Below are 24,821 nucleotides of genomic sequence, written 5' to 3'. Positions count from 1 at the left end.
GGCGACCACGTCGTCGGTGAGCGGTTTTGGGAACTCGTCGGCCAGATCGATCCCGATCTCGGCCATCGCCGCGGTGACGGCTGGGTTGATCTCGTGGACCGGCGCGGATCCAGCCGAGCGCACATGAACGCGGCCGCGGGCGTGGTGATCGAGCAGTGCCGCCGCCATCTGCGACCGGCCGGCGTTGTGGACGCACACGAACAGAACTTCGGGCACGTCCTTGGTGAGTGCTCCGCTGGACTGGGCCAAAGCGGTGAGGCGGTCGGCGGCGAACCGCGCCGCGAGCGAGGTGAGATGGGTGTGGATCTTCGCGGTGCGGCGCAGCGCCGTGTAGGACTCGAAGACATAGCGTTCGACGGTTTGCGGGGAAAAGACCCCGACGTACTTCGCTGCCAGGTCTTGCGCGGTGCGCGAGAGAACGGCCTGCGGTGAGAGGAGATCGGGCTGGGCGCGGTGCTCGTTCATCATGACTCCCGAAGAGTTGTAGGTGACTTACGTAGCGGTGGGTGTGGGTGAAATCTCTTTGACGGCAAAGCGTTTGCGTAGAGCGAGGGAGACGTAAACCAAGCCCACCAGCACCGGCACCTCGATCAATGGGCCGACCACTCCCGCCAACGCTTGACCGGAGGTGGCGCCGTAGGTGGCGATGGCTACGGCGATCGCGAGTTCGAAGTTGTTGCCCGCGGCGGTGAACGCCAGGGTCGTCGTGCGTTCATAGCCCAATCCGATTGCGGCGCCGAGGATGTAGCCTCCGCCCCACATGAGCGCGAAGTACGCCAGCAGCGGCAACGCGATCCGGACGACATCCCAAGGCTGGGAGGTGATCTGTTCGCCCTGCATCGAGAAGAGCACGACGATGGTGAACAGCAGACCGTAGAGCGCCCAGGGGCTGATCTTGGGGATGAACTTGTTGTCGTACCAGTCGCGGCCTTTGGCGCGTTCGCCGAAGAAGCGGGACAGAAAACCTGCCAGCAGCGGGATACCGAGGAAGATCAGGACCGATTTCGCGATCTGCCAGGGCGAGGTGTCGATGGTGGTCTGTTCGAGGCCGAGCCACCCGGGCAGGACCGAGAGGTAGAACCAACCGAGCACGGCGAACATGATCACCTGGAACACCGAGTTGATGGCGACCAGCACCGCGGCGGCTTCGCGGTCTCCGCAGGCCAGGTCGTTCCAGATGATCACCATCGCGATGCAGCGAGCGAGACCGACGATGATCAAACCGGTTCGGTATTCCGGCAGGTCAGGCAGAAACAGCCAGGCGAGGGCGAACATCAGCGCCGGGCCGAGAACCCAGTTCAGGAACAGGGAGCCGGCGAGGAGTTTCTTGTCCCCGGTGACAGTGTCGAGGTGGTCGTAGCGGACCTTCGCCAACACCGGGTACATCATGATCAGCAGGCCGAGGGCGATCGGTAACGAGATGCCGTCGATCTGCACCTTGTCCAGGGCAGTGTTCACACCGGGGATCCAGCGTCCAACCAGCAGGCCGACGACCATGGCCACACCGATCCAGACCGCCAGATAGCGGTCGAGGGTGGAGAGTTTTCCGACGACTGCGGGGTGTTCGGTGGTGGCAGCGGTGTTGCTCATGCGGTGACCTCCGCGCACGCGTCCGCTGCGGTCACGCTCGTACCTTCGACCAGGAGCACGGCGGAAAGCTGTTGCAGTGCAGTAGGAATCACCCAGTAGTACACCCAGGTCCCGCGACGTTCACAGTCGAGCAGCCCGGCCTGGCGCAGCACCTTGAGATGATGCGAGATCGTCGACTGGGACAGGTCGAACGTATCCGAGATGTCGCAGACGCAGGCTTCACCGCCCTCGTGACTTGCCACCAAGCTCAGCAAGCGGAGGCGAACCGGATCGCCGAGCGCTTTGAACATCCGAGACAGGTCGCCCGCCCACTCCTCTGTCAACGGTTCACGTACGAGCGGGGTGCAGCAAGCCTCTGACTCCGGCAGCTCTTGATTCGACATTCTTCGATATTGACAGATATCGAATCAACACGCAACCAACCAGAGATGAATATCCGCCTCCGCGATTGCCGATGCGACACTGATTCGAAACCCACAATCGACGATCGGACCGAACGATGACCAGCAAGCCCGACGTAGAACAGCGCCACCTGAACACGGAGACGCCTCCGCTCCTCAAAATTCCGAATATGAATCGCACCGGAGTTTCCGGGGACTTCATTCTTTGGGAAAGATGGAGTCATGTCGTCAGCAACGAACAAGAGGTACCCGCCCGAGTTGCGTGAGCGTGCGGTGCGGATGGTCGCCGAGGTCCAGCACGAATATCCGTCGGAATGGGCCGCGGTCGAATCCGTGGCCGACAAACTCGGTATCGGAACAGCGCAAACATTGCTCAACTGGATTCGGAGAGCGCAAACTGATGCCGGCGAGCGGCCTGGTGTGACGAGCGAAATGGCTGCGGAGATGCGCAAGCTTCGCGCTGAGAATCGGGAACTCAAGCGTGCCAACGAGATCCTGAAGTCGGCATCGGTTTATGTGGGTGATCGATGTCAAGTGCCCGTGTCGTCGAGTCGCTGGATAAGTCCGTCGAAGACCTTCTGCCGCCCGATCTGGCCCTTGTCTGCGGCGTCGTCTCGCTGACGGGTGAGGGTGGGGAGAAACTCGATGGTGGTGACGAAGAACGTGCATGACTCGCAGATCGACTCGAAGTGGCAGTCGAGTTCGACTGGGCGTGCGCAGTAGCCGTTACCGAGCATCCGCCGGTGGGCTTCGGCGCGGAGTTTGCGCATCGCGGCGGGCTCGTCCTCGGCAGGCAGGACGGCGGGTTCGTGTTTACTGTAGAGGGCTTCGACTTTCTCTGTGACGGAGAAGTATTGGTCGGCAACGGTCCGGTCCGCGATTCGGGCATAGACCATCGTCATCTCCATTGTCTTGTGCCCGAGCAATGCGGCGATCGCCTCGAGGCTCATACCCCGGTTGATGGCCTGCGTCGCGAGTGTGTGCCGCAGCTGATGAGGGTGGACGTGGCCGATTCCCGCTGCGGCAGCAGCGGATTGGACTGCCTTGTCGATTCGGGTGCCCGGGATCGGACGACCGCGGTCGGTGAAGAGCAGCGGACTGTCCTGCCAGTCCGGTCGGTGCTCGAGCCAGGTGTCGATCATTGTTTTGAGTTGGGGATGCAAGGGGACGTACCGGTCGTTGTGGAGCTTGCCGACGGGGATGCGGAGCCAGTAGGCGGAACCGATCTGGACGACCGAATCGATTGTCAGGTCGAGGAGTTCGCCTTTGCGCATGCCGGTACGTGAGAGCATTTCGATGGCGAGGCGACCGAACTCGTCGGGCAGGTTGCGGGCTGCGGTCAAGAACTTGGCGGCGGCGCCGTCGTCGAGGAATCGCGGTAGCGGCTTGTCCTTGATCGGCCGGTCCGAGGAGTAGACCGGCGCTCGGGCAGGGATATCAGGATAGTCCCATTCGATGATGCGTTGATAGAACGCGCTCAGGTGCCCCATGCGCATGCCGATGGTGGTCTTGGACAGGTTCGTGTTCTTGCGATACCCCGGCCGTGCCGCCAACCAGGTCTTGTAGGCCTCGATGTGGGTGCGGTCGATGTCGGCGACGCAGACTACGTCGCTGGTGGTGGCCAGATGGCCGGCGAACTGGCGCAGTGTGGTCTCGATGCAGTCCACCGACGAGACCCGCAGGCTGATGCCGATCTGGTCGAGGTAACGGCGCATCGTAGCGACCATGACGGGCGCGCACTCCTCGGCGCGGTCCCAACCGATCTCGGGCACCGATCGTGCTGCCCAGCGTTTGCGCGGATGTGGCCGGGGTCCTTGGCCGCGATGGAACATGAGCGCATCGAGCCCAAAGAGTGGCGCGTTCAACGATTTCGGTGCACGCCCGACCTTGGCGACTACGGCGGAATGAAACTGGGCCCGGGCCGCGACATACTCCGCCGAGGTGAGCGCCTCGGTCGTGGCGCCGGCGATGACACAGATCTGCGCGAGTTTGGACCACATCTTCCCTGCCTCGCGCTCGCAGAATCCCAAACTTGTTGCCTGCGTGCGGAATGTGGAAGCAGCTACGGGTTCACGTTCGGCCAGATGGGCGCCCCATTTCGATGATGATTGCACAACATAGATCGCATCGACGGCCACCGACTCGAAGACGGCCGCGAAGGCAACGAACGCGCGCACGATGTCGGAAGCTGCCATGCGCGCCGACACCGGTAGCGCGTTCCATGCGCCGAGATCACCGAACCTGTCCTCGAACCGCAGGACAGCCCGGAGTCGGGTTCGGTGGGCATGTGCATTGGTGACCGCGTGAACGTATGTGCGGGCCGCGGTTGACTCAGGTTTTCTCAAAGAGTCTGTCGGAACGCTCATTTCGCATCTCCAGGGATGTCACCGGCGATGCCGTCGAGAATGTCCATCGCCTTGGAATACTCGCCGATCAGCCAGTCGTTGGCCAGATGCAGATAGATGCGTGTGGACTCGATGGATGCGTGCCCGGCTTGAGCTTGAATCGCCTCCAACGCCATCCCCGATTCGCGGAGTCGGGTGAAGCAGGTGTGTCGAAGTTCGTGACATGTCGCATGAGGTAACCCGCCTCGAACTCGGGCGCCGGAGAGAATTTCATCGAGACCGGCCGCGGAAAGCGGGTTGCCGCGTCTGGGACGTTTGAGGACCACGAAGACATGATCGGTGGCACTGTCGATCGGGCGTTCGGCGTCGAGATAGCGGCCGAGGCTTTCGAAGAAGGTCGGTGCGACCGGGACGATGCGTTGGTGGCCGCCTTTGCCGGCGGCGACGAACACTCGTCGCTCACCGGGTCGGACATCGGGCATCCGTAAGCCCAGCACCTCGCATCGGCGTAGTCCGCCGAACAGCATCAACAGGACCATCGCCCGGTCTCGTTCGCAGCGTAGCGCGGCCAATAGTGCGTTGACCTCGTCGGGGCTCAGTACCCGTGGGAGGCGCCGCGGCGCTCTGATCAGTGGGGTCCCGCGAACGTGAGAGCGTCCTGACCGGGTCGAGAGGCCTCGCGGCACGGGATTCTTCTCGACCAGCCCACGCTCATGGAGGTAGGAGAACAGGCCGGAGATCGACGCCAGTCGACGTTTGATGGTCGAGGTGGCCAGTCCCGATTCGCCGTCGCTGAGGCGGACCACATTCTCTTTGCGTGGAAGTCGTTGCGCTTGAATGAAAGCCAGTACATCGCTGGTGCTCACCTGCGTCGGTTCCTTGCCGATGATGGTGAAGAAGACTTTCAGGTCGAACGTCTGTGCCAGGAGGGTGTTGGTTCGTGCTCTCGCAGCGACGAAGCGTAGGTATTCATCGAGAAGTGGTTCGCCGAGTCGTGGAATTTCGCCAGGCGGCCGGACCAGCGCTGGGACGAAAGCATTCATTGTGGGGCCTCCTCGATCGAGCCGACAACCGACATGATCAGCCTGACACTGGATGCGTCAGATCACCCACATATCATGATTTTCTTCGCAGCGGAGCTCGACCGCAACAACAAGTGATCATCGACTACGTCAACCGATACAAAAGCGAGTACGGCGTCGAGCCAATCTGCAGGGTGCTCAGCGAGCACGGCTGCTCCATTGCGCCGTCCACCTACTACGAAGCGCGCAACCGTTCCCCATCTCGGCGGTCTCTGCGCGACGAGGAGCTCAAAGCCGAGGTCAGCCGGGTGCATGCCGAGAACTATTCGATCTACGGCGCCCGCAAGGTGTGGCTTCAGCTGAGGCGAGAGGGTATCGAGGTAGCGCGGTGCACGGTCGAACGATTGATGGGTGTCCTCGGGCTCGAAGGGGCACGAAGAGGAAAGATCAAGCGCACCACCATCGCCGATCCACAAGGCAGTCGTGCGGACGATCTGGTGCAGCGAAGGTTCAACCCGGTCGCGCCAAACATGTTGTGGGTAGCTGACTTTACTTACGTTTCGACGTGGTCGGGCTGGGTGTACGTCGCGTTCGTCATCGACGCGTACTCGCGGCGGATCCTCGGATGGCGAACTGCGACGACGATGACGACACCGCTGGTGCTCGATGCCATCGAGCACGCAATCTGGACCCGACGCCGAGAGGGAATTGCCGACCTGTCCGGGCTCATTCACCACAACGACCGCGGATCGCAAGGCGTATTCAACCGGTCGAAGCAACACGTTGCTGTTGAATTGATCGTAGGTGTTCGTCCCAAGCTTCAGCGGGGGTTCGCCATTGGAGTCGTTTCCGTGGTCGCGTGTTGAGAGCGTGGGCGACTGCCGCGAGATCGTCTGGGTTCCATCGCGAGAGATCAGTTCCCTTCGGAAAGTATTGGCGCAGTAGTCCATTCGTGTTCTCGTTGGTGCCTCGTTGCCACGGGCTGTGCGGGTCGGCGAAGTAGACCTTCAGCCCGGTGTCGATGGTGAACTGGGCGTGTGCGGACATCTCTTTCCCGCGGTCCCAGGTCAGCGAGCGTTTGAGTTCGGTGGGCATCGACGCCAGTGCCTGTGTCAACGCTCTGTTCATCGACACCGCTCCGTATCCCGACAGTGCCGGCCCGTTCTTGGTGATCGGTTGCTGTCGCCACCCACGCTCCCGTGGCAGGTGCACGAGGGTGGTGTATCCGGTTGTGCGCTCGACGACGGTTCCGATTGCGGACCTGTCCGTACCGATGATGAGGTCACCCTCGTGGTGCCCGGGGATCGCACGGTCGTCGGCTTCTTCGGGACGCTCGCTGATCAGTACGTCCGGGCTCACGTGAGCCCAGGCAGCACGCTTTGCTCTTGCCCGCGGCATGCGCAGAGCACGGCCGGTGCGCAGGCACAAGATGAGTTCGCGGCGCAGGCCGCCGCGGCCCTCGATGAACAGGGACTGGTAGATGGCTTCGTGGCTGATTCTCATGCTCAGATCATCCGGGAAATCGATTGGTAGCCGGTTCGAAATCTGCTCGGGGCTCCACGCTTTCACCCATCGGCGGTCCTGACGATGGGGCTTGTTCAAGCCTTTCCATTGCCGTTCGAGCGGTCCGGCGACAGCATCGCCGCCCGGCATGGTGATCCGGCCCGAGAGTCGGTCCTCAACATAGTGCCGTAACCGATCGTTGGCCGTGAGCTTGGCGGTCTTCGGGCGGCGGGCAAACAACTCGGCTTTCCAGTGCGCCACGCTGGCGCGGTATTCGAGCGTGCCTCCACGCGTGGCAGCGTTGCGGCGCAACTCCCGCGAGATCGTCGACGGGCTCCTCCCGATGGCACTCGCGATCGCGCGCACTCCGTGGCCGGTGGCGTGCAGGATCGCGATTTCCTCACGCTCTGCCAAAGAAAGGTACCTGCCTGCCGGCGGGGGCCACGAGTACGGCGTCATCCCGCCAGCGTGCCGGAACCACCGCTGACCAACCGCTTGCGCCACGCCGACAGCGTCAGCTGCCTCGCGAGGTAGCTTGCCGGTACTGATCTGCTCCCAAAAATCTCGTTCCTTAGACCGAGGATGGCCCGGCGCTCCCGGTGACCTCATCGGAGCCCTGCCCGTCACCTCCCGCACCCAATCCGATGGACGACCCACAACACCCTCCTGACCTCGAATGTTGCTTCCACCGATTGAGCCCAATCAATACACGTCAATTGCGTTCACCGACAAGCTCATTGAGGAGGGTATCGATGCCTCGATCGGGTCTACCGGGTCGAGCTACGACAATGCTCTCGCCGAAACGATCAACGGGCTCTACAAGACCGAGTTGATCAAACCCCGCGGGCCATGGCGAACAGTCGAACATGTGGAAATCGCGACGTTGGAATGGGTGGACTGGTTCAACCACCGACGACTCTACGAGCACTGCGGCGATGTTCCACCGGCCGAACTCGAGGCGTTCCACTACGGTGAACACAGAACTACGCGAATTGCGGAGTTCTCAAATCAGTAAGTCTCCGGACTCGCCGGTGCGATTCAATATCTTTGCCACCAAAGGCTTTGTTCGCAATCAAGGAGCCGGGACCCAAGCCTCAAACGACGCTAGGTGGGGGTGCCCGACACTATCCCCACTCGCGTTTGCCATCTTATCGGCATCATGCTCTCCATTCTACTGGACCCATCCCAAACCACAAACAAGCAGAAAACAAGAAACGTCGCAATCGGCACTGCTACAACAGAATTCGATTCTCGCCAAATCGCCCATGCGCACAATTGCACAATTGCACAATTGCACAATTCTTCCTCGGTAAACGATGCCCAAAGTTACTGAAAAGCAAATAGTATTTAAGACGCCAAACCCGATCTCATGCGCCCGCCACACGCCCGGATCGACAACCTGGTCAAGACCCGTACCAAGTACTATGATTCGTAGTAGTTAATGGGCTTCGGCACATCGCCAGGGTCGCTAATGCGGTTTCACGTCTAGGTCGGGGACATGGATCCGAGTTGCATTGAGGGGATCAAACGTAGGCAACGGAGCATCCGTTGCGCGACCGGGTTATGCCCGGACAATTTAATTATGTTGGCTAACAACAGTTTTCGATATGTGACCCTCGCCGCACATGGCGTCGGATCTCAGCCTGCTCTAAGGGTTCGTCAGTAGCGTCTGTGAGCACAGTTCCCTCCGACCCAGACAGCCCGCGCACGAGATGGCTGGCAGCGCAACAACTTATGCGTTGCGGGATGCGTCTTCGTCTCAGTGCGGAGGGAAGCCGTCCAACACGAGAGCGCCGGCAGCAGAAGGTCGGGGTGAAGGAGTGAGCCATATGCCAGCGACCCGGACCACCACGGAGCCCGACGTTCCACCAGCCACTGCCGGTGACAGCTCGACGACGGAGTCACCACTATCTCGCATTCTGCGGCACGACGTGGCCGCGTCGTTGGTGGTGTTCCTGGTTGCGTTGCCGTTGTCGTTGGGCATCGCGATCGCCTCGGGTGCCCCGATCATGGCCGGACTAATCGCCGCGGTGGTCGGCGGGGTCGTCGCGGGTTTGCTGGGTGGGTCGCCCTTACAGGTCAGCGGCCCGGCGGCGGGTTTGACCGTGGTGGGCGCCGAGTTGGTCAACACCTTCGGGTGGAAGGTCACCTGTGCGATCACCGTCGCTGCCGGGGTGCTGCAAATCCTGTTCGGGCTGAGCCGGGTGGCCCGCGCCTCGCTGGCGATCTCGCCGATGGTGGTGCATGCCATGTTGGCGGGAATCGGCATCACCATCGCCCTGCAGCAGGTTCACGTGCTGCTCGGTGGCAGCTCGCAGAGTTCCGCGTGGAACAACCTGACTGCACTGCCGAGCCAGATCGGCGACGCCCACCTCTACGATGTCTTCGTCGGCGCAACTGTGATCGCCATTCTGCTGGCGTGGAAGTTCGTGCCGGACAGACTGCGGCGGGTACCCGGCCCGCTGGTGGCGGTCGTCGCCGCGACCGTCCTCTCACTGGTCTTGCCGCTTGAGGTCGAACGCATCGTCCTCGACGGATCGTTGTTCGACGCGATCGCGCTTCCCGCCCTCCCCGACGGTCGGTGGCTCGGCGTCGCCACCGGAGTCCTGACCGTGGCGTTGATCGCGAGCGTCGAAAGCCTACTCTCGGCCGTCTCGGTGGACAAGATGCACACCGGCCCGCGTTCGGACCTCAACCGGGAGTTGCTCGGCCAAGGGGCCGCGAACATCACGTCCGGCATCCTCGGCGGCCTACCGGTCACCGGCGTCATCGTCCGCAGTTCCACCAACGTCTCCGCCGGCGCCCGCACCAAGGCCTCCGCGGTTCTACACGGAGTATGGATCCTGGTGTTCTCGGCGCTGCTCGCCGGTCTGGTCCAGCAGATCCCGAAGTCCGTTCTCGCCGGCCTGCTGATCGTGATCGGTATCCAGCTCATCAAGCTTGCGCACCTGCGGATCGCGCACCGCACCGGGGACCTGTGGGTATACGGGGTCACCGTTGCCGCGGTGGTGTTCCTCAATTTACTTGAGGGTGTGCTGATCGGGCTGGCCCTGGCGATCGCGCTGGTGGTGTGGCGGGTGGTTCGTGCATCGATCCATGCCGAGCCCGTGGGCACCCCACAATCGCGGCAGTGGCGGGTGGTGGTGGAAGGCTCGTGCAGCTTCCTTGCCCTGCCCAGACTAACCGGGGTGCTCGCCTCGGTGCCACCGGGAAGTCAAGTCACCGTCGAACTCACGGTCGACTTCCTCGACCACGCCGTCTTCGAGGTCATCGAGGAATGGTCGCGTCAGCATGAGAGCACCGGCGGAACTGTGCTGATCGACGAGCGAGGAACCGCGGAGATGGCCGGTGCCGCGGCCGTGCCGTCGCGCGCCACCGACGGCACGGCACAACTCAGCCGCCGCGGCGGCTTCGCCCCATGGCGGGTATGGCAGAAATACCTACCCCACCCCCACCAAGAGGGCGACAAAATGCAGCATCCGAACCCGCGAGCCATGCGATCGGTGCTGGCCGGAATCTCCGACTACCACCGCACGCACGCACCGCATCTGCGCCCACATATGGACGATTTGCACGACGGTCAACGACCCGACTCACTGTTTCTGACCTGCTCGGATTCGCGGGTCGTCCCTAACATCATCACCAGCAGCGGCCCTGGAGACCTGTTCACCGTCCGCAACATCGGCAACCTGGTTCCCGCCGGTCAACGCGACGACTCCGTCGAGGCGGCACTGGCCTTCGCGCTCGACGAACTCGAGGTCAGCTCCGTGCTCGTGTGCGGCCACTCCGGGTGCGGCGCCATGAAGGCTCTCCTGGCCGACCCCGACCGTCCGTATCCTCAGTCCAGCGGCAGCATCGCCGTCCAGCAGTGGCTCGAGCACGCCCAACCGAGCAAGAACGCATACCACTCCGGGCACCCGGTGGCGCGGTCGGCTGCCGACGCCGGATTCAGCGCGGTCGATCAACTCGCCATGGTTAATGTCGCCCTGCAACTGCAGACCCTGCAGCGGCATCCGCTGATCGGCGCGGCGATGTCGGAGGGACGGATCCACATCGCGGGCCTGTTTTTCGACATTCCCACCGCACGGGTACTCGCGGTCTCCACCACCTGCGTCATCGAACTCGACCCCGACCGTGCGCCGGTGGCCTGATCAACGAGACACTCCCGACAAGAGCATGAACCGGTGACCCCGGCGGGTTGGAGCCAGGCGGGGTACCGTGAAAAGAGAGCAGACGGCTGCACCTGCCGCCTCGAATCGGTCCAGGTGACCTGGGTCGATCCGCTCGCAAGGCTCCCACGGAACAGGAGTGAGTCGTGAACCCGAGCCGTGGTGTTGTCAGTGGGCCGAACAGGTTGGCTGACAAGGAGGAGGGTGTCGATCTCGTCGGGTTCCTCACCCCGGGAGTGCTGATCACGCTCCTGGTGGTGGTGGTCGTGTTCCTGGCCGCCGCCGCGGTCACCGGCTGGTTGCTGTGGCGGCGGATGCGCCGCAGCGGGGTGCTCGCCCGGGGCCGGGCGGCGGCCGAGAGGGGCCTGCTGACCGTCGGAGTGCAGGCGCTGCCCGCGGGCCCGCGCCGAGACCTGGCGGCTCTGCAGACGCAGGTCGGCCGGAGCCGGGCGGAGCTGGCCCGTCAAGCGGACGCCGCCTCCGCCACCTCGGGCGGATATCTCGGTGACCTGCCGATGGTGCTTCCCCAACTCGACGCCGACGGCGTGCGTCTCGAACGGGCGCTAGCAGCGTTGGTAATCACCCGCGACGAGCGTCGAATCGCCCGCGACCAGCAAGAGTTCTCCGCCCGCGCCCGGGAGTACATCGATGCAACTGACCGGGCCATCGCCGCGATCCGCGCGGCTGAGGCCGCCCATCGCGGACCCGAAACGACCCTGCTGTACGCCGAGGTGGACGAGGCCGTCGCCAGCCTCAACGCCTACAGTGACGCCTACCGGGAGCTCGGAGACGGTAGCAGCTGACCCGGAAACGCAGACCCGATCCCTCCCCGTTGCCAGTGAGACCCCGTTGCTACGGGACCCCCGACGCTGGGCGTGTCTCTATGCTGGTGCACCTGTCGTCCGGTGAGGGGAACGGCGACGTCGTGGCGGCAGCCCCACGCCGAATGCGCCGCCGGCGAGACGGATCACTGCCCGCCACGGGGCATGTCCTACGGGGCTTTGAGGACGACCGGGGTCGCTGGTGCCGCATCAAGCCCGGACAGCGCGCGCCTGGGTCTCGGCGTCATACATCTTCGGTGCAGGCATGATCAACATTCTCCTTGTTGGAATCAGGAGCCACCATCTCGTCCAGGCGGTTCAGACACCGCCGGATCGCACCGGAACTGTGCCGATGGTTCAACCCGACGACCGGCAACCCTCTTGCATCGAGTCGCCGGCCGGGGCTGACCCGGGTGATCAGCGATCCCGCGCGGGGCGGCGATCGGCTACCCGGCGCGGGGCTGTGCGATTCGTCTATCGGGGAGGCGGGGCGCCGGGGAATCCGCGGGCGTATTTCGGGTCGACCGGCGGTAGCTGCGTGGGCCCGAAGTTGTTCACGATCGGCATCATCGCCTTGAACCAGGTGCGTGCCGGTTCGGTGCCGCCGAACAGATTGCCGTCCGCGCAGGAGCGCAAGGGGCTGGTGCAGATCTGCCCGGGGTTCGGCGAGTCGCCGAAGATATAGACGGCGCCTGCCAGGTTGTTGGTGAATCCGAGGAATCCGGAGGACATGTTCGACTCGGTGGTGCCCGTCTTCCCGGACATGGGCAACGTCCAACCCGCGCCGGACGCCGCGGTCGCCGCGGTGCCGCCCGATTTGTCGTCCTTGCTCAGCGCATTGGCCAGGGTTTCGGCCAGGCCCGGTTCGACGACCTGTTCGCACGCCTGCTCCGTGAGGGGCACCGGGCGCCCGTCGCGATCGAGGACCGAGTCGATCGGACTCGGCGGGCACCACCTGCCTCGTGAGGCCAGAGTGGCCGCGACGTTCGACAACTCGAGCGGGTTGATCCAGGTCGGGCCCAGCGTGAAGGAACCCAGGTTCTGGTCTTTTTGTAGGTCGGCCATGCTCTGGTCACCGAAGCCGGAGGTGCCCGGCGCGGTGTAGGAGCGCATCCCGAGTCGCACCGCCATGTCCACCGTCGCTGCGACCCCTGTCTCTTCGAGAAGTTTGACGAACGCGGTGTTCGGTGATCGTGCGAGTGCGTCGGTCACCGACAGCGAGGCCGGATAAGGTGCCGCATTTTGTACGCAGTACGTCGTCGGCGGACAGCCGGGGGCCCCACCGTCGCCCATTCCTCTCGCATCGTACCTGCCGGGGACGTCGAGGACGGCGTCGGTGCCGAGGCCCTTCTCCATGGCGGCGGCGGTGGTGAAGATTTTGAAGATCGAGCCGGCGCCGTTCCCTGCGAGCGAGTACGGCAGAGGCTGAACGGTTTCGTTGGCCGCACTGTTCAGACCGTAGTTGCGGCTGCCCGCCATCGCGAGTATCCGGTGCTGGCTCTGGCCGGGCTGCACGACGTTCATCACACTTGCGACGTCCTCGAGTCCGGGGTCGGCGTAGGCGGCGACCGCCGACTTCACCGAAGCCTGGACCACCGGATCGAGGGTCGTCCTGATCGAGTAGCCGCCCTTGTCGATCTGGTCCCGGGGCAGTCCGGCGTTCTCGAGATAGCGCAGCGCGTAGTCGCAGAAGAATCCGCGGTCCGCGGCGGCGATGCACCCGCGGGGCACGATGCTGGGGGAGGGCAGCATTCCGAGCGGTGCCTCCTTGAGTCCCCGGATCTCGTCCGCGCGCTCGGGAATATTGGTCATCATCGTGTCGAGCACGACGTTTCGGCGGTCGCGTACTCCGCCCGGATTGGCATAGGGGTTCAGCGTGGAGTTGGACTGCACCATGCCGGCGAGCATCGCCGACTGCGCCACAGTCAGGTCTTTCGCGTCGACGCCGAAGTAGGTGCGCGCGGCGTCCTGGACACCGAACGCGCCGTTTCCGAACGGCACCAGATTCAGATACCGGGTGAGGATCTCGTCCTTCGTCAACTGTTTGTCCAGCGACAGGGCCATCCGGATCTCCCGGACCTTCCGGGCCGGGGTGGTCTCGATCGCGTCGCGGCGTTCCGCGTCGGTCTTGGCGACCACATGCAGGAGATAATTTTTCACGTACTGCTGGTCGATGGTCGACGCGCCCTGCTCGACCTGACCGGTGGTGGTGTTGGTCAGGAATGCGCGCATCGTGCCCTGCCAGTCCACCCCCCGATGTTCCGGGAATCGTTTGTCCTCGATCGAGACGATCGCCAACTTCATCTCGTTCGAGATCTGGTCACTGCGCACCTCGAACCGGCGCTGCTCATATAACCACGCGATGGGATTGCCCGCCACATCCGTCATCGTCGTCACCCCCGGTGCGACACCATCGACAACCTCGGCTGCCGAATTGTCGACAGTGTCGGACGCACGGTTCGACACGTAGCCGACGCCGCCTGCCAGCGGAAAGATCATCCCGGCGAGCAGAACACCCCCGAGGGCCGAGCATCCGGCCAGCTTCCCCACAGTCTTGGCGATCGACACGTCAGCACCCCACCGGTACTCGGCCTCGGTGGGGAACCACCGAGCCCCATCGCCCGGCCAACAGGCCTCGGCGGCCGCCACCGCCCGTCGCATCCCGCCGCGCACCCGGTCTCGTCAGCGGGAATCGCCGCCCGGCCCGGAACGCCAGGCGCCGCTGGCGATGGCCGACACCCCACGGTGCGCGCTCCCTGATGGGTCTCCCCCGTTCGGCAGCCTTCCACACGCCCACGGGACCGGCCGCCCGGGTGGGCGCGGGCACCGCAACGGGGAGCAAAATAATGGTGCCCCACAGCCTGTTCCGCAAACGTGAGAACACGCGAGCGTCACTCATCGACCCCACGTCACACCGTTCCATACCTCGCTCCTGTCTCTCCGCGCCAATTCTCGTCAGCACTAGAACGGTCCTTCATCGCCTCGGCGGGCCGGAAACCCGGCCGATTCCGCGGTACCCACTAGCACGGTCAGGTCTTCCCGGTCCGGGTTCCGGTCTTGAGTAGGCTGACCACCGCGGTCACCACCAACACCCCGGTGATCACCCCGAGCGACAATCCGGTCGAGACCTCGGGCACGCTGACCGGATCGCCCCCGTTGACGAACGGCAGTGTGTTCTCGTGCAACGCGAGAAGCACCAACTTCCCGCCGATGAACGCGAGGATGATCGAAAGTCCGTAGGACAGGTACACCAGGCGCTCGAGTAGCCCGCCGATCAGAAAGAACAGCTGCCGCAGTCCCATCAGGGCGAACGCGTTGGCGGTGAAGACGATGTACGGCTCGCTGGTGAGACCGTAGATCGCCGGGATCGAGTCCAGCGCGAAGAGCAGATCGGTGAACCCCACCGCCACCAACGCCAGCAGCAGGGGCGTGGCCAGCCGCTTGCCGTCGATCCGGGTGGTGAGTTTGTCGCCGTCGAACTCATCGGTTGCGGCCAGGAACCGCTTCGCGGTGGCGGTGATCCGGCTCTCCCGTTTCTCCTCGGCCTCTTTCTCGTGGCCGGTCTCCCGGATTAGTTTGTAGGCGGTGTAGACGAGGAAGACGCCGAACAGGTAGAACACCCAGCTGTAGGCGTTGATCGCCGCCGCCCCGACCGCGATGAAGAGTCCCCGCATCACCAGGGCGATCAGAATTCCGGCGAGTAACACCTTCTGCTGATACTCGGGCGGAACCGCGAAACTGGACATGATGACCGCGAATACGAAGAGGTTGTCGACGGAGAGCGCCTTCTCGGTGATGTAGCCGGCGTAGTACTCACCGCCGTAGGCGCCACCCCACATCCAGATGACGGCGAATCCGAACGAGATCGCAACCCCGATGTACACGGCCGACCAGAACGCCGACTCCCCGAACGTCGGAGCGTGCGGGCGGCGCACGTGCGCGAAGAAATCGAACACGAACAGGCCAAGGATCGCCGCGCAGGTGATGAGCCAGACCATCGGTGAGACGGACATCAGCTACCGACTTCGGATGACCCGTTAACGGCGCCGGACACGAGAGCACCTGCCATAGAAATCTGTGACCACCGCGTCGTACTCACAAGGCGGCGACACAGCGTAGCTGTGCGATCACCCGCTCCGTCGCGTACTGCACTCGTCCAACAGTTTGCCCCACAAACCACGTGGGAACCCAGATCCGCCATTCTGTTAATGCCTGTGCTCCTCCCACGGCAGAGAGGAGGCGTCGACCTCCAGGCCGATTGAATTCAAAGTCCTACCTAGGCCCTGGCACGAGGACCACTGTAGGCATTGCCGCGTACGATAATACTATGTTTCGTAGTATTTGACATGAGAAGGGAAGCGGCATATGCGTGCAGAACTGACGCAGATCACTCAGGAACTCGTCCATCATCTCGACGAAGTCGCCATGTCGCTGATCGAACTCCCCCATGCGGTCGTCACGTCGTAATACAACCCGAGGGAGTCCACGGTCACCCGATCCCGCTCGTCGAGCTTCAGGGTGCGTCGACTCTGGAAAGATGAACAAGCTCGGAGCTACGGGCAAGCCCGGTTCCGGCAGACGGTATTGCCCGGACGATATATATGCGGCTATACAACATTGAGAATGTTGACGAGAATGTTGACGAGAATGTTGACGTCGAGCTGGACGAGCAACATCCCCGCGTACATCGCCGCCAGCACGAGGTAGCGTCGTCCGTCTGCCCTTCTCGTACTTGCAGACTCTCGTTGAAGTGAAGTCGAAGTTGGCTATGTGTCGTTGTGGACAGGGGCACGAACATCTCCGCGAAATAACTCACGCCACAACGAAGCGAGAACCGCACACCCTGGAAACATGACAACGCCCGGTAACCTCTCGAAGACCACCTCCAGGAATAACGGAGATGCTGATGTAGCGTCGTCGCTGCCCTCATCGCCGGCCCTGCGCGTGGGCGGAATCCTGATGGCGTCGGCGGACGGGAGGGCGCTACCGGCGAGTGTGTTGGCTACCGAAGCACGGATCAGCGCGCAGTCAGCGTCCGACACCTCAAAAGGCTTGTGGCAGGAAACCAGCCCTGGGTCGCTGTGACAGCGACGACCGTTCTGACCGCGGAAATCGTCAGCGCTGCAACCATTCCCGAGACCACCGCGCCGGGAATCCACCACCTGCGTAGATCGCGGGTCTCGATGCTCGGGCCTGCAAACATTTTCTTTCCCCCTCCCCCTACTTCGACGATAGTCGTGGGGTGTGGGCGGTTCGAGACCAATATATGTGCCTATATGCGCACATATAGGGTTATAGTGGGTTCGCCCCTACCATCAGCGGAGTAACGCCTTGCTCACCGTTCTACGTCACCGCACCTTCCGCGCGTTGTTCGCCGCGCAGATCGTCGCCCTGGTCGGCACCGGATTGCTCACGGTGGCTTTGGGGCTGTTGGCCTACGACTTGGCCGGGAGCAATGCCGGCGCAGTTCTGGGCACTGCTCTCGCGATCAAGATGATCGCGTATGTCGCTGTTGCGCCGGTGATCTCGGCGGTCACGGACCGGGTTCCCCGCAAAGTGCTGTTGGTCTGCGCCGACGTCGTGCGTGCGGGGGTTGCGATGATGCTGCCGATGGTCGATCAGGCGTGGCAGATCTATGTGCTGATCTTCGTGCTGCAGGCGGCGTCGGCGACCTTCACCCCCGCGTTCCAATCTGTGATCCCGTCGGTATTGGTCGAGGAAGAGCAGTACACACGTGCGCTGTCTCTCTCACGTCTGGCCTACGATCTCGAGTCATTGCTCAGTCCGGTACTGGCCGCGGCACTGTTGACGATGATCACCTACCACTCGCTGTTCCTGGGAACGGTTGCAGGTTTCGTGGTCTCGGCCGCGCTCGTGGTGAGTACGTCCTTGCCGTCCCTGACGCCGGTGGATCGTTCGGTGCCGTTGCTCACTCGCATCACCGCCGGCGCGCGGGTGATGGTGAGCAGCCCGGTACTGCGGGGCTTGCTGGCACTGAACGTGGTCGTCGCCTCCGCCACCGCGCTCGTGGTAGTCAACACGGTGGTGTACGTGCGAGATCTCCTGGGCGGATCGAATACCGGGGTCGCGGTGGCATTGGGATGTTTCGGCGGCGGCTCGATGATGGTCGCGTTGGCGCTCCCGCGCCTGCTCGAGAGGGTTTCCGATCGGCGAGTGATGTTGGCGGGCGCGACGATCATTCCGTTGGGATTGGCAGGGGCGTCGTTGTTCTTGCTGACCGACTCACGGTCTGCCATGGGCTGGGTCGCGTTGGCGACGCTCTGGATCGTTCTCGGCGCGGGTACTTCGTTGATCAACACCCCGTCGGCACGACTGCTGCGTTACGAGTCCCCCCCGGAGAACCGCAGCGGCGTGTTCACCGCCCAGTTCTCGCTCTCGCACGCATGTTTTCTCCTGACCTATCCGATTGCGGGTTGGGTGGGCGTGTGGAGCGGTCAGGTCGTTGCCGCGGGGACACTGACTGCACTCGCTACACTCGCAGCAGTAGTTGCCTCGCGTGTGTGGCCCGCATCATTGGGCTCGGTATCGAAGGCGGTAACCGTGGGAGGGAGGTAGCACCGATGACCGAGAACATCTCGCACGTGCAGCCCCGGATCGCTCCGAGTCTCGAACACCACCTCGTCCCGGATCAGCTTCGTCTCGACGCCGCTACCAGCACCTTCCGCATGCTCGCCGATCGCACGCGTTTGCACATCCTCTGGCTGCTCACCCGCGGGGAGGCCGATGTCTCGGCTTTGACCGAGGCCTGCCAGGCCTCGCGAACCGCTGTCAGCCAGCATCTGGCGAAATTACGATTCACCGGTTTGGTCGATACCCGCAAAGAGGGCCGCCGTGTGATCTACCGGATCCATGACGGCCACCTTGCTCGGCTGGTCACCGAGGGCCTGAGCCACGCCGATCATGTCGTCACCGGTGAGCCCGGGCACGACTGAACCTGCCCCCCATCATCTCTTCCCATGCCCGTGGATGGATGGGAATGCAGCGGCGTCACGTGTTCTGCCCGCCGGTCCTTCGGCGACGGACACGGCACCCCGTCGAGCAACCGATCACCTGTGGACTGAATCGACAAGTACGTGGTAGCGATCATCAAGGTCACTGGGAGCGAGGGAATCGATTGTCCGCGGGTACATCGTCGGAACTCCACGACAACGCCTCCGCCCGCCCCGGCGGAGACCTATGATCCTGCGCATAATTCCTCGTCACCACAGCGGGTGCTGGCAGCGACCGCCACCCTCACCCCCTCCTGTCGATCTCCTTAGCGCAGGACTGGGCGGAGTTCGGTGGGTCCGGCGTTCGTATTCGGTGTTCTTCCTAGTCCAGTCGGTGCTGACGATCGCTCCGGTGCCCGCGAACGGGTGTTCGCCCTCAATGCCGGGCTGTTGTTCGGCCCAACTGGCGGGGTCGCCGCCGCGATTAGCGCCACGACGGTCAGCGCCGTACTAGCGTCGCTGCTGGTGCGGGCGCTTGGGCGCACGGCGGTTCAAGCGCGGATGACACACCCCCGGCGAAGACCATCGATGCCCGACTGGCCAGACGCGGGTGGCTTCGGCTTATCGCCCCGGCACCGTTCGCCCTGGTCAACTATTGCTCCGGACTCTCGGCTGTGCGCCCACTGCCCTACACTGCGGCTACGGTGGTGGGCACTCTGCCGGGCACCGTCCGCAGCAGTGTCGCTCGGTGACGCGTTGTCCGGCCAACCGAACCGTGCCCGGATGGTCGTGACGTTGGTATGCGTGGCGGTCAAAGCTGGCAGGCTTGCTGATAGACACCCGTCTGCCCGTATCGCCGGCCACACTCCGTAAGGGCGGTCGGCACAGATCGAGCAGCGCGAGCGGTCACTCCGTCGGGGCCGAGCCCGTCGGGGCCGCGCTGAAGGCCGACAGCAGCCCTGGGTCAGCTAGGACGAACCGCTCGAATCATGTTCTGAGCACCCGAATTCGATGGCCTTGAAGGTCAGAGTTGAAGGGTCCTTACGAATTTACGAGTCGCCTGATCGCGTCGGCGGCCTCCCTGATCTTGGCATCCGATTCCGGGCCGCCTGTTACAGCGGCATCGACGACGCAGTGACTGAGATGGTCTTCGAGCAATCCCATCGCCACCGCCTGCAGCGCTTTCGTCATCGCCGATATTTGCGTAAGAATATCGATGCAGTACTTTTCCTCCTCAACCATCCGCTGCAGCCCTCGTGACTGACCTTCGATGCGCTTGAGGCGCTTGAGAAATAAGTCTTTTGCACTGATGTACCCGTGGTTCACATCGTCGCGACGGCCTGGATCAACAGAATTAGTTGTACCCACGAGATTCTCCTCGTGCTCGCCGCCCGTAGTGGGCACCATTCAAAAGCGTGTCGCCGACGTGGTGGCGGCAATCGGTTGGCCTGCCCGTGCTGGTTCGATGTTCTGCCAGCCGGTTTCGTGCCGACGACGGACTCATCTTCCCGCGGACCTGATCGTGGATTCGTCGATAGTCAAATCATACCCCCCTGCCGTATCAGATGGGGAGGTTAGACGGCGAGCATTCCCCAAACACAGGAGGCAATTCACTGCGTGCTGCCCCACAGCTACTATGTCACTTAGTAGTTGCGGTGCCGGTCGACCGGAATTGTTGTCATCCATCGAGTACAGGACGAATCATTCAGATGCCCAATAGTCGTCGTGCGCGAGCGTCCCCACTCGTGGGAGTCGTCGGCGCCACTCTCATCGCCGTCCTTCTCGCGGCTTGTTCGACGCAGGTAAGCGACGACCAGGCTGGGCAGTCCGGCGCCCCCTCCATGCCAGGCGTGGAGTTCGCAACCGAACTTGATCATCTGCACGGGTTGCATGTCAACGCTGACGGCACCGTCCTGGCGGGTACGCATCGCGGACTGTTCGCTATCGGAGATTCGGGCGACACAGTGCAAGTGGGTGATTCCGACGACGATTTGATGGGGCTGGCGGGCGCGACTGGCAGCGACACGCTCTTTTCCTCAGGCCATCCGGGACCGTCCAGCAGCGCAGCCAACCCCCTTGGCCTACGCACCAGCAACGACGGTGGCCGAACCTGGACGGATGGCTCACTCGCGGGGAAAGTGGACTTTCATTCTCTGGCCACAGATGGCAATACGCTCGTCGGCTTCGACGGCGTCAGCGGAGTTAAATCGTCGAAGGATGAGGGAAGGTCGTGGGAATCAGGCGCCGCTCTGGAAGTCGCATCCCTCGCTCTCACCGACACCGGGACGTGGGCTGTCACCTCGTCAGGGCTGCAGTACAGCAGCAACGACGGGCGAACCTTCACAGACGCCACTGGAGCGCCGTCTCTGGTGCTGATCGCTGGAGCATCGGATGCATTGTGGGGGGTCGATCAAGATGGATTCGCATGGCGGAGCAGGGAAGGAAAGGACTGGGAGAAGCGCGCTAATGTCGGAGCTGTCGAAGCGTTGACTGCGGCGAGTTATGACAGCGCGTACGCGGCGACTTCTCAGTCACTGTATGCCCTGCACTGACCTGAACCATGTCGTTGTTCCTTCGATCGCTCCAGAGCATCACACTCATGCTCGTCGCGGGAGTCATTGCGTTTCTGGGAACTGGCATCGCAAACACACCCCACGCTGCTCATTACCGAACCTGGCTCGGAGACTGCCGTTTCCGAGCCTCCGCGAACCATCACCCTGATCTTCAACGAACAAGTCACCCCCCAGATCGATGCAATCAAAGTCCTGGACGATGCTGGCCGTGAGAGCCCGATGCGGCAGAGTCATCCAAGGGCGGCCCCGCAATCACTTCCCGGCTCTCGAAGGCTCCGTCGCCGGGCACCTACACCGTCCGGCGGCAAGTGATCGGCGCAGATGGTGACTTCGTCGAGGAAGACTTTCGGTTGCCGTCACGACCTACGGACTTCCCGTCAATTCTCGGCTGGGGTACAAGGAAAAATCAACAACGCCACGCGAATAAGCACCGACGGAATTTACCTTCACGAACTCGAAGACACAGTTTGGGCGCAGGGCAACACCAATGTTCTACACGGTTGCTTGAACCTCAGTCGCGCCGATGCACAATGGTTCTACGATTTTTCGCTCCCCAGAGATGTCGTGGAGATACGCAATACCGGCGGTGCCCCTCTCGAATTGTGGCAGAACGGCGACTGGAGTGTGCCGCGGGACCGATGGTCGGAAGGCAGCGCGTTGTGAGACTTGTCGTCGCCCTGTCGGAAAGCGATGTTGAATCGCTGACAGATTCTCCGCGCTCGACACTCTCTCGTAGCGTCGCTACGAAGGTGCTGGCAAGACCTTCGACACTTTCGAGCTGACAAGGGTTCTGCGGATCGTTGCTGGAGAGGTTGCCAGACACCGTAGCCGTATCTGGGCGGCAATGGGAAGCGGAACAGATAGTATTCAACAGGGGCTACTGAGCGCCGTCTCGGCAACCTCCAGCGTGCAGAGCCGACACCACGCCCCCATCGAGCGGTCCCAGATCACTGTGACTGTCGAATAGCAGACAGTCACTGGTGGGCGCCCGCACGAACCCGACGGAGGTTGCAGGTTTTGCTCTCACACGGTGCGGTGACGAATGTGGCTCTAGTAGGAGGAAAAAATGCAAGGTCTGGGAGAGCTCGAGGCACTAGTGATGGATGTGCTGTGGCGCTCCACCGAACCGGTTCGTGTTCGCGACGTCCTCGACGGCCTCGATGACGACCGTGAACCGGCGTACACCACGGTGATGACCGTCATGGACAATCTTCATCGCAAAGGTTGGGTGCATCGCAAGCGGAACGGCCGCGCGTACTGGTACGAAGCCACGCGAAGTCGCGAGGAAGCGGCAGCTGACGGGTTGCGCGCACTTCTCGAATCCACCGGGGACCCAACCGGGGTCCTGTTGCATTTTGTTCGCGGGACTTCCGACGTCGAATCGAAGATCCTGGCGCGTGGATTGCGTGAACGAGGAAAGAAGTGACAGCCGTCCTCGCGTGGGCGGTCGGTGGTCTTCTCGTTGCCGCGCTCTCCCCATTGTTCCTCGGATCGATGATGCGTCGCGGCGTTGATCCGCATGTCGTCCTCGTCTCGTGGGGGGCTCTGGTACTCGGAACTGTGGTGAGTATCAGCGTCCCGGTGATCTTGAGCCTTTTGCCCAGTCACGGAGGCGTCTCGTCGCTGATCGAATTCGCCCACAGCTGCTGGCTCGCTCTTCACGACGATGCTCCGGCCAGACTCGAGACCGCGGTGGGCGTACTCGGTGGGTCAGCGTTGGTCGTTGGGGCGGTACGAGCCACCGTCCATCTGTTCAACTTCTCCCGTACACGCCGCGAGCTACACCAGCAACACCTCGGGTTGCTGCGCATTCTGGGGGGTGCGCGGCCCTCATCACTGCTCTGGCTCCCGGTTTCTGCGCCCTTCGCCTACAGTATCGCTGGTCGCCCCGCACTTGTAGTTGCCAGCGATGGATTGAGAGATCAACTCGACACCGAGGCTCTGGCTGCAGTACTCGCGCATGAACGAGCACACATCACCGGACGCCATCATCTACTCGTCAGCGCAGCTCAAACGCTCGCCTACGCGTTCCCGTGGCTTCCGATCATGCGATCTTCGCCCCCATTGGTCCGTGCGTTAGTAGAAATCGAAGCCGACTCCCGAGCCGTTCGTCAGCATGGGCGCGAATCCGTGCACCGCGCCCTCCGCAGCATGACGCCCCACGACGTGCCCGTGGCGGCTCTGGGAATAGCGCAGGATTGCCTGGCGTTGCGACTTGATCGTTTGTCCTCCCCTCGCACCCACCACGCGACGCCCATTCGCTACCTCCGCACCCTTGCTGCCTGCGGAACGGCGATCGTCCTACCTGCGGCGCCCCTTCTGGCACTGCTGGGTGCGATGGCGATGGCTTCATGCGCAGCAGGAGCATGAACACAGTGCAAAACGGGGCAAGGACAGAGGCCGGCTCGCAGCGCCGGTGATTGAGGTCGGTTCAACCCCCTCCTCGAACTGAACCGGCCTCATCCACCGAACGCTGCACCGATCAATGTGACCCGATCCCTCGCGAAACTTGATTCGAGACCATCCCAATTTCCGCGAGACCCACTCCTGCGCACGCGGCAGCAGCCGAAAGCGCAAAGGGTTACTAATGGTCCCGATCACAACGCACCCAGCAGAAACGTCGCGACGATGATAATTCCGCATGCCGCGCTGGTCAGAAGCCGCCCGCGCCGAGTATGGGGATCCGCGCGGTAGGGGAACAACAGTTGACGGACCCACGTGTAGATAGCTGCAGCGACGACGAATACTGCTCCGTCATAGGGCTTTTCGGTACCGTAGAGGACCAAACCCAGCGCCGCGAGGCCAATGAGCAAACCTGCGAACGCTTCGATCAGTTGCACGGGGATTCGGCGCACCGCGAGAGTCCGGTCCGACGCCCACATTCCCCATCTCGACATGGTAGGTCGACCCGAACAGCATCCTGTCAAAAAACATCCCGGGCGCCCAATCGCAATACCGAGAAACAACCCTGGTGTTGTCACATCCAGCAACAAACCGACACCCAGACCGAAAGCTGCTCCACCGAGCACCAATACCGCGAGCGACACCACCAAAAATCCTTGTATGCATGCGCCGGCAGTGACGAATTTTCGAAGGCTCTGGCGGTGGAGTACCAAGTACCAGAGCTTCGCACCCACGTAGCCGAGAAGGCAGCCGAGGATCGAAATGAGAACTGCCGCGGTGGCGTTCTCGTTCATACGGGTCAAGAGCAGCGCCTGCATGACGATGGCGAACACTGCACCCAAACCGACTAACAGCGGCCACGTCCAGAGTCGCACGCCGGGCCCGTGCACCAATGGCGCTGGGGTAGTCCAGGCCGTCGCGGTCTGCGGAACTGCAATGTCGAACCGTCCGGTGGTTTCATCCGGAGTTTCGATGCGCTCTGCACTGACAGCCCAACTACCAGAGGAGATTCCGCGGATTCTCGCGGTCACCGCGAACCGACCA

Annotated in this window: 19 protein-coding genes and 4 pseudogenes; 13 read left to right on the top strand and 10 right to left on the bottom strand. The window is 62.9% G+C overall.

All coding sequences use genetic code 11. The annotated features are described in order from the left end of the window. From A2J01_RS19885 to A2J01_RS19875, 3 genes are all read right to left on the bottom strand, one after another. A partial coding sequence (locus A2J01_RS19885) for an arsenate reductase/protein-tyrosine-phosphatase family protein (protein WP_442971571.1) occupies positions 1 to 468 on the bottom strand: 468 nt, incomplete at its 3' end. A gap of 24 nt (positions 469 to 492) precedes the next feature. Continuing rightward, the gene (arsB, locus tag A2J01_RS19880) at positions 493 to 1,590 is read right to left on the bottom strand and encodes an ACR3 family arsenite efflux transporter (RefSeq protein WP_064113391.1); all 1,098 of its coding nucleotides are present in this window, start codon (positions 1,588 to 1,590) and stop codon (positions 493 to 495) included. Then, positions 1,587 to 1,973 carry an ArsR/SmtB family transcription factor gene (locus A2J01_RS19875; RefSeq protein WP_064113387.1) on the bottom strand — a complete coding sequence of 129 codons (387 nt, stop codon included), beginning with the start codon at positions 1,971 to 1,973 and terminating at the stop codon, positions 1,587 to 1,589. Before A2J01_RS19875 ends, arsB begins: the two co-directional genes overlap by 4 nt. Before the next feature lie 240 nt (positions 1,974 to 2,213). Between A2J01_RS19875 and A2J01_RS35250 the strand changes: the two are divergent. Then, a pseudogene (locus tag A2J01_RS35250) lies at positions 2,214 to 2,507 on the top strand (transposase); the annotation flags it as partial. Positions 2,508 to 2,521: 14 nt separating this feature from the next. On the opposite strand, the gene A2J01_RS19870 reads toward A2J01_RS35250, so the two are convergent. Both A2J01_RS19870 and A2J01_RS19865 read right to left on the bottom strand, forming a co-directional pair. Then, the gene (locus A2J01_RS19870) at positions 2,522 to 4,357 is read right to left on the bottom strand and encodes a tyrosine-type recombinase/integrase (RefSeq protein WP_003943758.1); all 1,836 of its coding nucleotides are present in this window, start codon (positions 4,355 to 4,357) and stop codon (positions 2,522 to 2,524) included. After that, positions 4,354 to 5,379, bottom strand: a complete 1,026-nt coding sequence (locus tag A2J01_RS19865; RefSeq protein WP_003943780.1) for a tyrosine-type recombinase/integrase — start codon at positions 5,377 to 5,379, stop codon at positions 4,354 to 4,356. The genes A2J01_RS19870 and A2J01_RS19865 overlap by 4 nt, the downstream gene beginning before the upstream one ends. 80 nt (positions 5,380 to 5,459) lie before the next feature. On the opposite strand from A2J01_RS19865, the pseudogene A2J01_RS35885 reads away from it, so the two are divergent. Beyond that, positions 5,460 to 6,179 (top strand): annotated as a pseudogene (locus A2J01_RS35885) (IS3 family transposase); the annotation flags it as partial. Here the strand turns inward: A2J01_RS35885 and A2J01_RS19855 are convergent. Further along, positions 6,121 to 7,470, bottom strand: coding sequence for an IS30 family transposase (locus tag A2J01_RS19855; RefSeq protein WP_060939900.1), 1,350 nt, complete (start codon positions 7,468 to 7,470; stop codon positions 6,121 to 6,123). The pseudogene A2J01_RS35885 and the gene A2J01_RS19855 sit on opposite strands and share 59 nt — an antisense overlap. Before the next feature lie 91 nt (positions 7,471 to 7,561). On the opposite strand from A2J01_RS19855, the pseudogene A2J01_RS19850 reads away from it, so the two are divergent. The 3 genes and pseudogenes from A2J01_RS19850 to A2J01_RS35880 form a co-directional block, all read left to right on the top strand. Continuing rightward, positions 7,562 to 7,876: pseudogene (locus A2J01_RS19850) on the top strand (integrase core domain-containing protein); the annotation flags it as partial. 814 nt (positions 7,877 to 8,690) lie between these two features. After that, the gene (locus A2J01_RS19845) at positions 8,691 to 11,012 is read left to right on the top strand and encodes a SulP family inorganic anion transporter (protein ID WP_064113386.1); all 2,322 of its coding nucleotides are present in this window, start codon (positions 8,691 to 8,693) and stop codon (positions 11,010 to 11,012) included. Between the two features lie 164 nt (positions 11,013 to 11,176). Further along, complete coding sequence (locus tag A2J01_RS35880; protein WP_156519325.1) at positions 11,177 to 11,833, top strand: hypothetical protein; 657 nt, start codon at positions 11,177 to 11,179, stop codon at positions 11,831 to 11,833. Positions 11,834 to 12,325: 492 nt separating this feature from the next. Here the strand turns inward: A2J01_RS35880 and A2J01_RS19835 are convergent, their stop codons facing one another. Then, entirely contained in the window at positions 12,326 to 14,350 is a 2,025-nt protein-coding gene (locus tag A2J01_RS19835; protein ID WP_231915847.1) for a transglycosylase domain-containing protein, read from the bottom strand. Positions 14,351 to 14,880: 530 nt separating this feature from the next. Further along, the gene (locus tag A2J01_RS19830; protein WP_064113384.1) at positions 14,881 to 15,864 is read right to left on the bottom strand and encodes a TerC family protein; all 984 of its coding nucleotides are present in this window, start codon (positions 15,862 to 15,864) and stop codon (positions 14,881 to 14,883) included. An 838-nt stretch (positions 15,865 to 16,702) separates the two neighbouring features. Between A2J01_RS19830 and A2J01_RS35875 the strand changes: the two genes are divergently transcribed. From A2J01_RS35875 to A2J01_RS19815, 3 genes are all read left to right on the top strand, one after another. Beyond that, positions 16,703 to 16,936 carry a hypothetical protein gene (locus tag A2J01_RS35875; RefSeq protein ID WP_156519324.1) on the top strand — a complete coding sequence of 78 codons (234 nt, stop codon included), beginning with the start codon at positions 16,703 to 16,705 and terminating at the stop codon, positions 16,934 to 16,936. Positions 16,937 to 17,182: 246 nt separating this feature from the next. Beyond that, positions 17,183 to 18,427, top strand: a complete 1,245-nt coding sequence (locus A2J01_RS19820; RefSeq protein WP_064113382.1) for an MFS transporter — start codon at positions 17,183 to 17,185, stop codon at positions 18,425 to 18,427. A gap of 5 nt (positions 18,428 to 18,432) precedes the next feature. Further along, positions 18,433 to 18,804, top strand: coding sequence for an ArsR/SmtB family transcription factor (locus tag A2J01_RS19815; RefSeq protein ID WP_064113381.1), 372 nt, complete (start codon positions 18,433 to 18,435; stop codon positions 18,802 to 18,804). A 1,038-nt stretch (positions 18,805 to 19,842) separates the two neighbouring features. On the opposite strand, the gene A2J01_RS19810 is transcribed toward A2J01_RS19815, so the two are convergent. Then, positions 19,843 to 20,169: a metal-sensitive transcriptional regulator gene (locus tag A2J01_RS19810; RefSeq protein WP_064113389.1), complete on the bottom strand. Its 327-nt coding sequence runs from the start codon at positions 20,167 to 20,169 to the stop codon at positions 19,843 to 19,845. 341 nt (positions 20,170 to 20,510) lie between these two features. Between A2J01_RS19810 and A2J01_RS19805 the strand changes: the two genes are divergently transcribed. From A2J01_RS19805 to A2J01_RS19785, 5 genes and pseudogenes are all read left to right on the top strand, one after another. Further along, positions 20,511 to 21,353, top strand: a complete 843-nt coding sequence (locus tag A2J01_RS19805; protein WP_064113380.1) for a F510_1955 family glycosylhydrolase — start codon at positions 20,511 to 20,513, stop codon at positions 21,351 to 21,353. A 66-nt stretch (positions 21,354 to 21,419) separates the two neighbouring features. Next, the gene (locus A2J01_RS35225; protein ID WP_082900906.1) at positions 21,420 to 21,686 is read left to right on the top strand and encodes a copper resistance protein CopC; all 267 of its coding nucleotides are present in this window, start codon (positions 21,420 to 21,422) and stop codon (positions 21,684 to 21,686) included. A gap of 46 nt (positions 21,687 to 21,732) precedes the next feature. Next, a pseudogene (locus A2J01_RS19795) lies at positions 21,733 to 22,037 on the top strand (L,D-transpeptidase family protein); the annotation flags it as partial. Positions 22,038 to 22,440: 403 nt separating this feature from the next. Then, positions 22,441 to 22,800, top strand: coding sequence for a BlaI/MecI/CopY family transcriptional regulator (locus A2J01_RS19790; protein WP_064113377.1), 360 nt, complete (start codon positions 22,441 to 22,443; stop codon positions 22,798 to 22,800). Then, the gene (locus A2J01_RS19785; RefSeq protein ID WP_082900905.1) at positions 22,797 to 23,744 is read left to right on the top strand and encodes a M56 family metallopeptidase; all 948 of its coding nucleotides are present in this window, start codon (positions 22,797 to 22,799) and stop codon (positions 23,742 to 23,744) included. Before A2J01_RS19790 ends, A2J01_RS19785 begins: the two co-directional genes overlap by 4 nt. A gap of 227 nt (positions 23,745 to 23,971) precedes the next feature. Here A2J01_RS19785 and A2J01_RS19780 read toward each other — a convergent pair. Continuing rightward, the coding region (locus A2J01_RS19780) for a prolipoprotein diacylglyceryl transferase family protein (RefSeq protein ID WP_064113376.1) at positions 23,972 to 24,821 on the bottom strand (850 nt) is incomplete at its 5' end.

The sequence above is a fragment of the Rhodococcus sp. EPR-134 genome (assembly GCF_001647205.1).
In the GTDB taxonomy this organism is placed as follows: Bacteria; Actinomycetota; Actinomycetes; order Mycobacteriales; family Mycobacteriaceae; genus Rhodococcus_F; species Rhodococcus_F qingshengii.
Note: the sequence above shows the minus strand (reverse complement) of the source record. Positions and strands in the feature narration are given on the sequence as shown.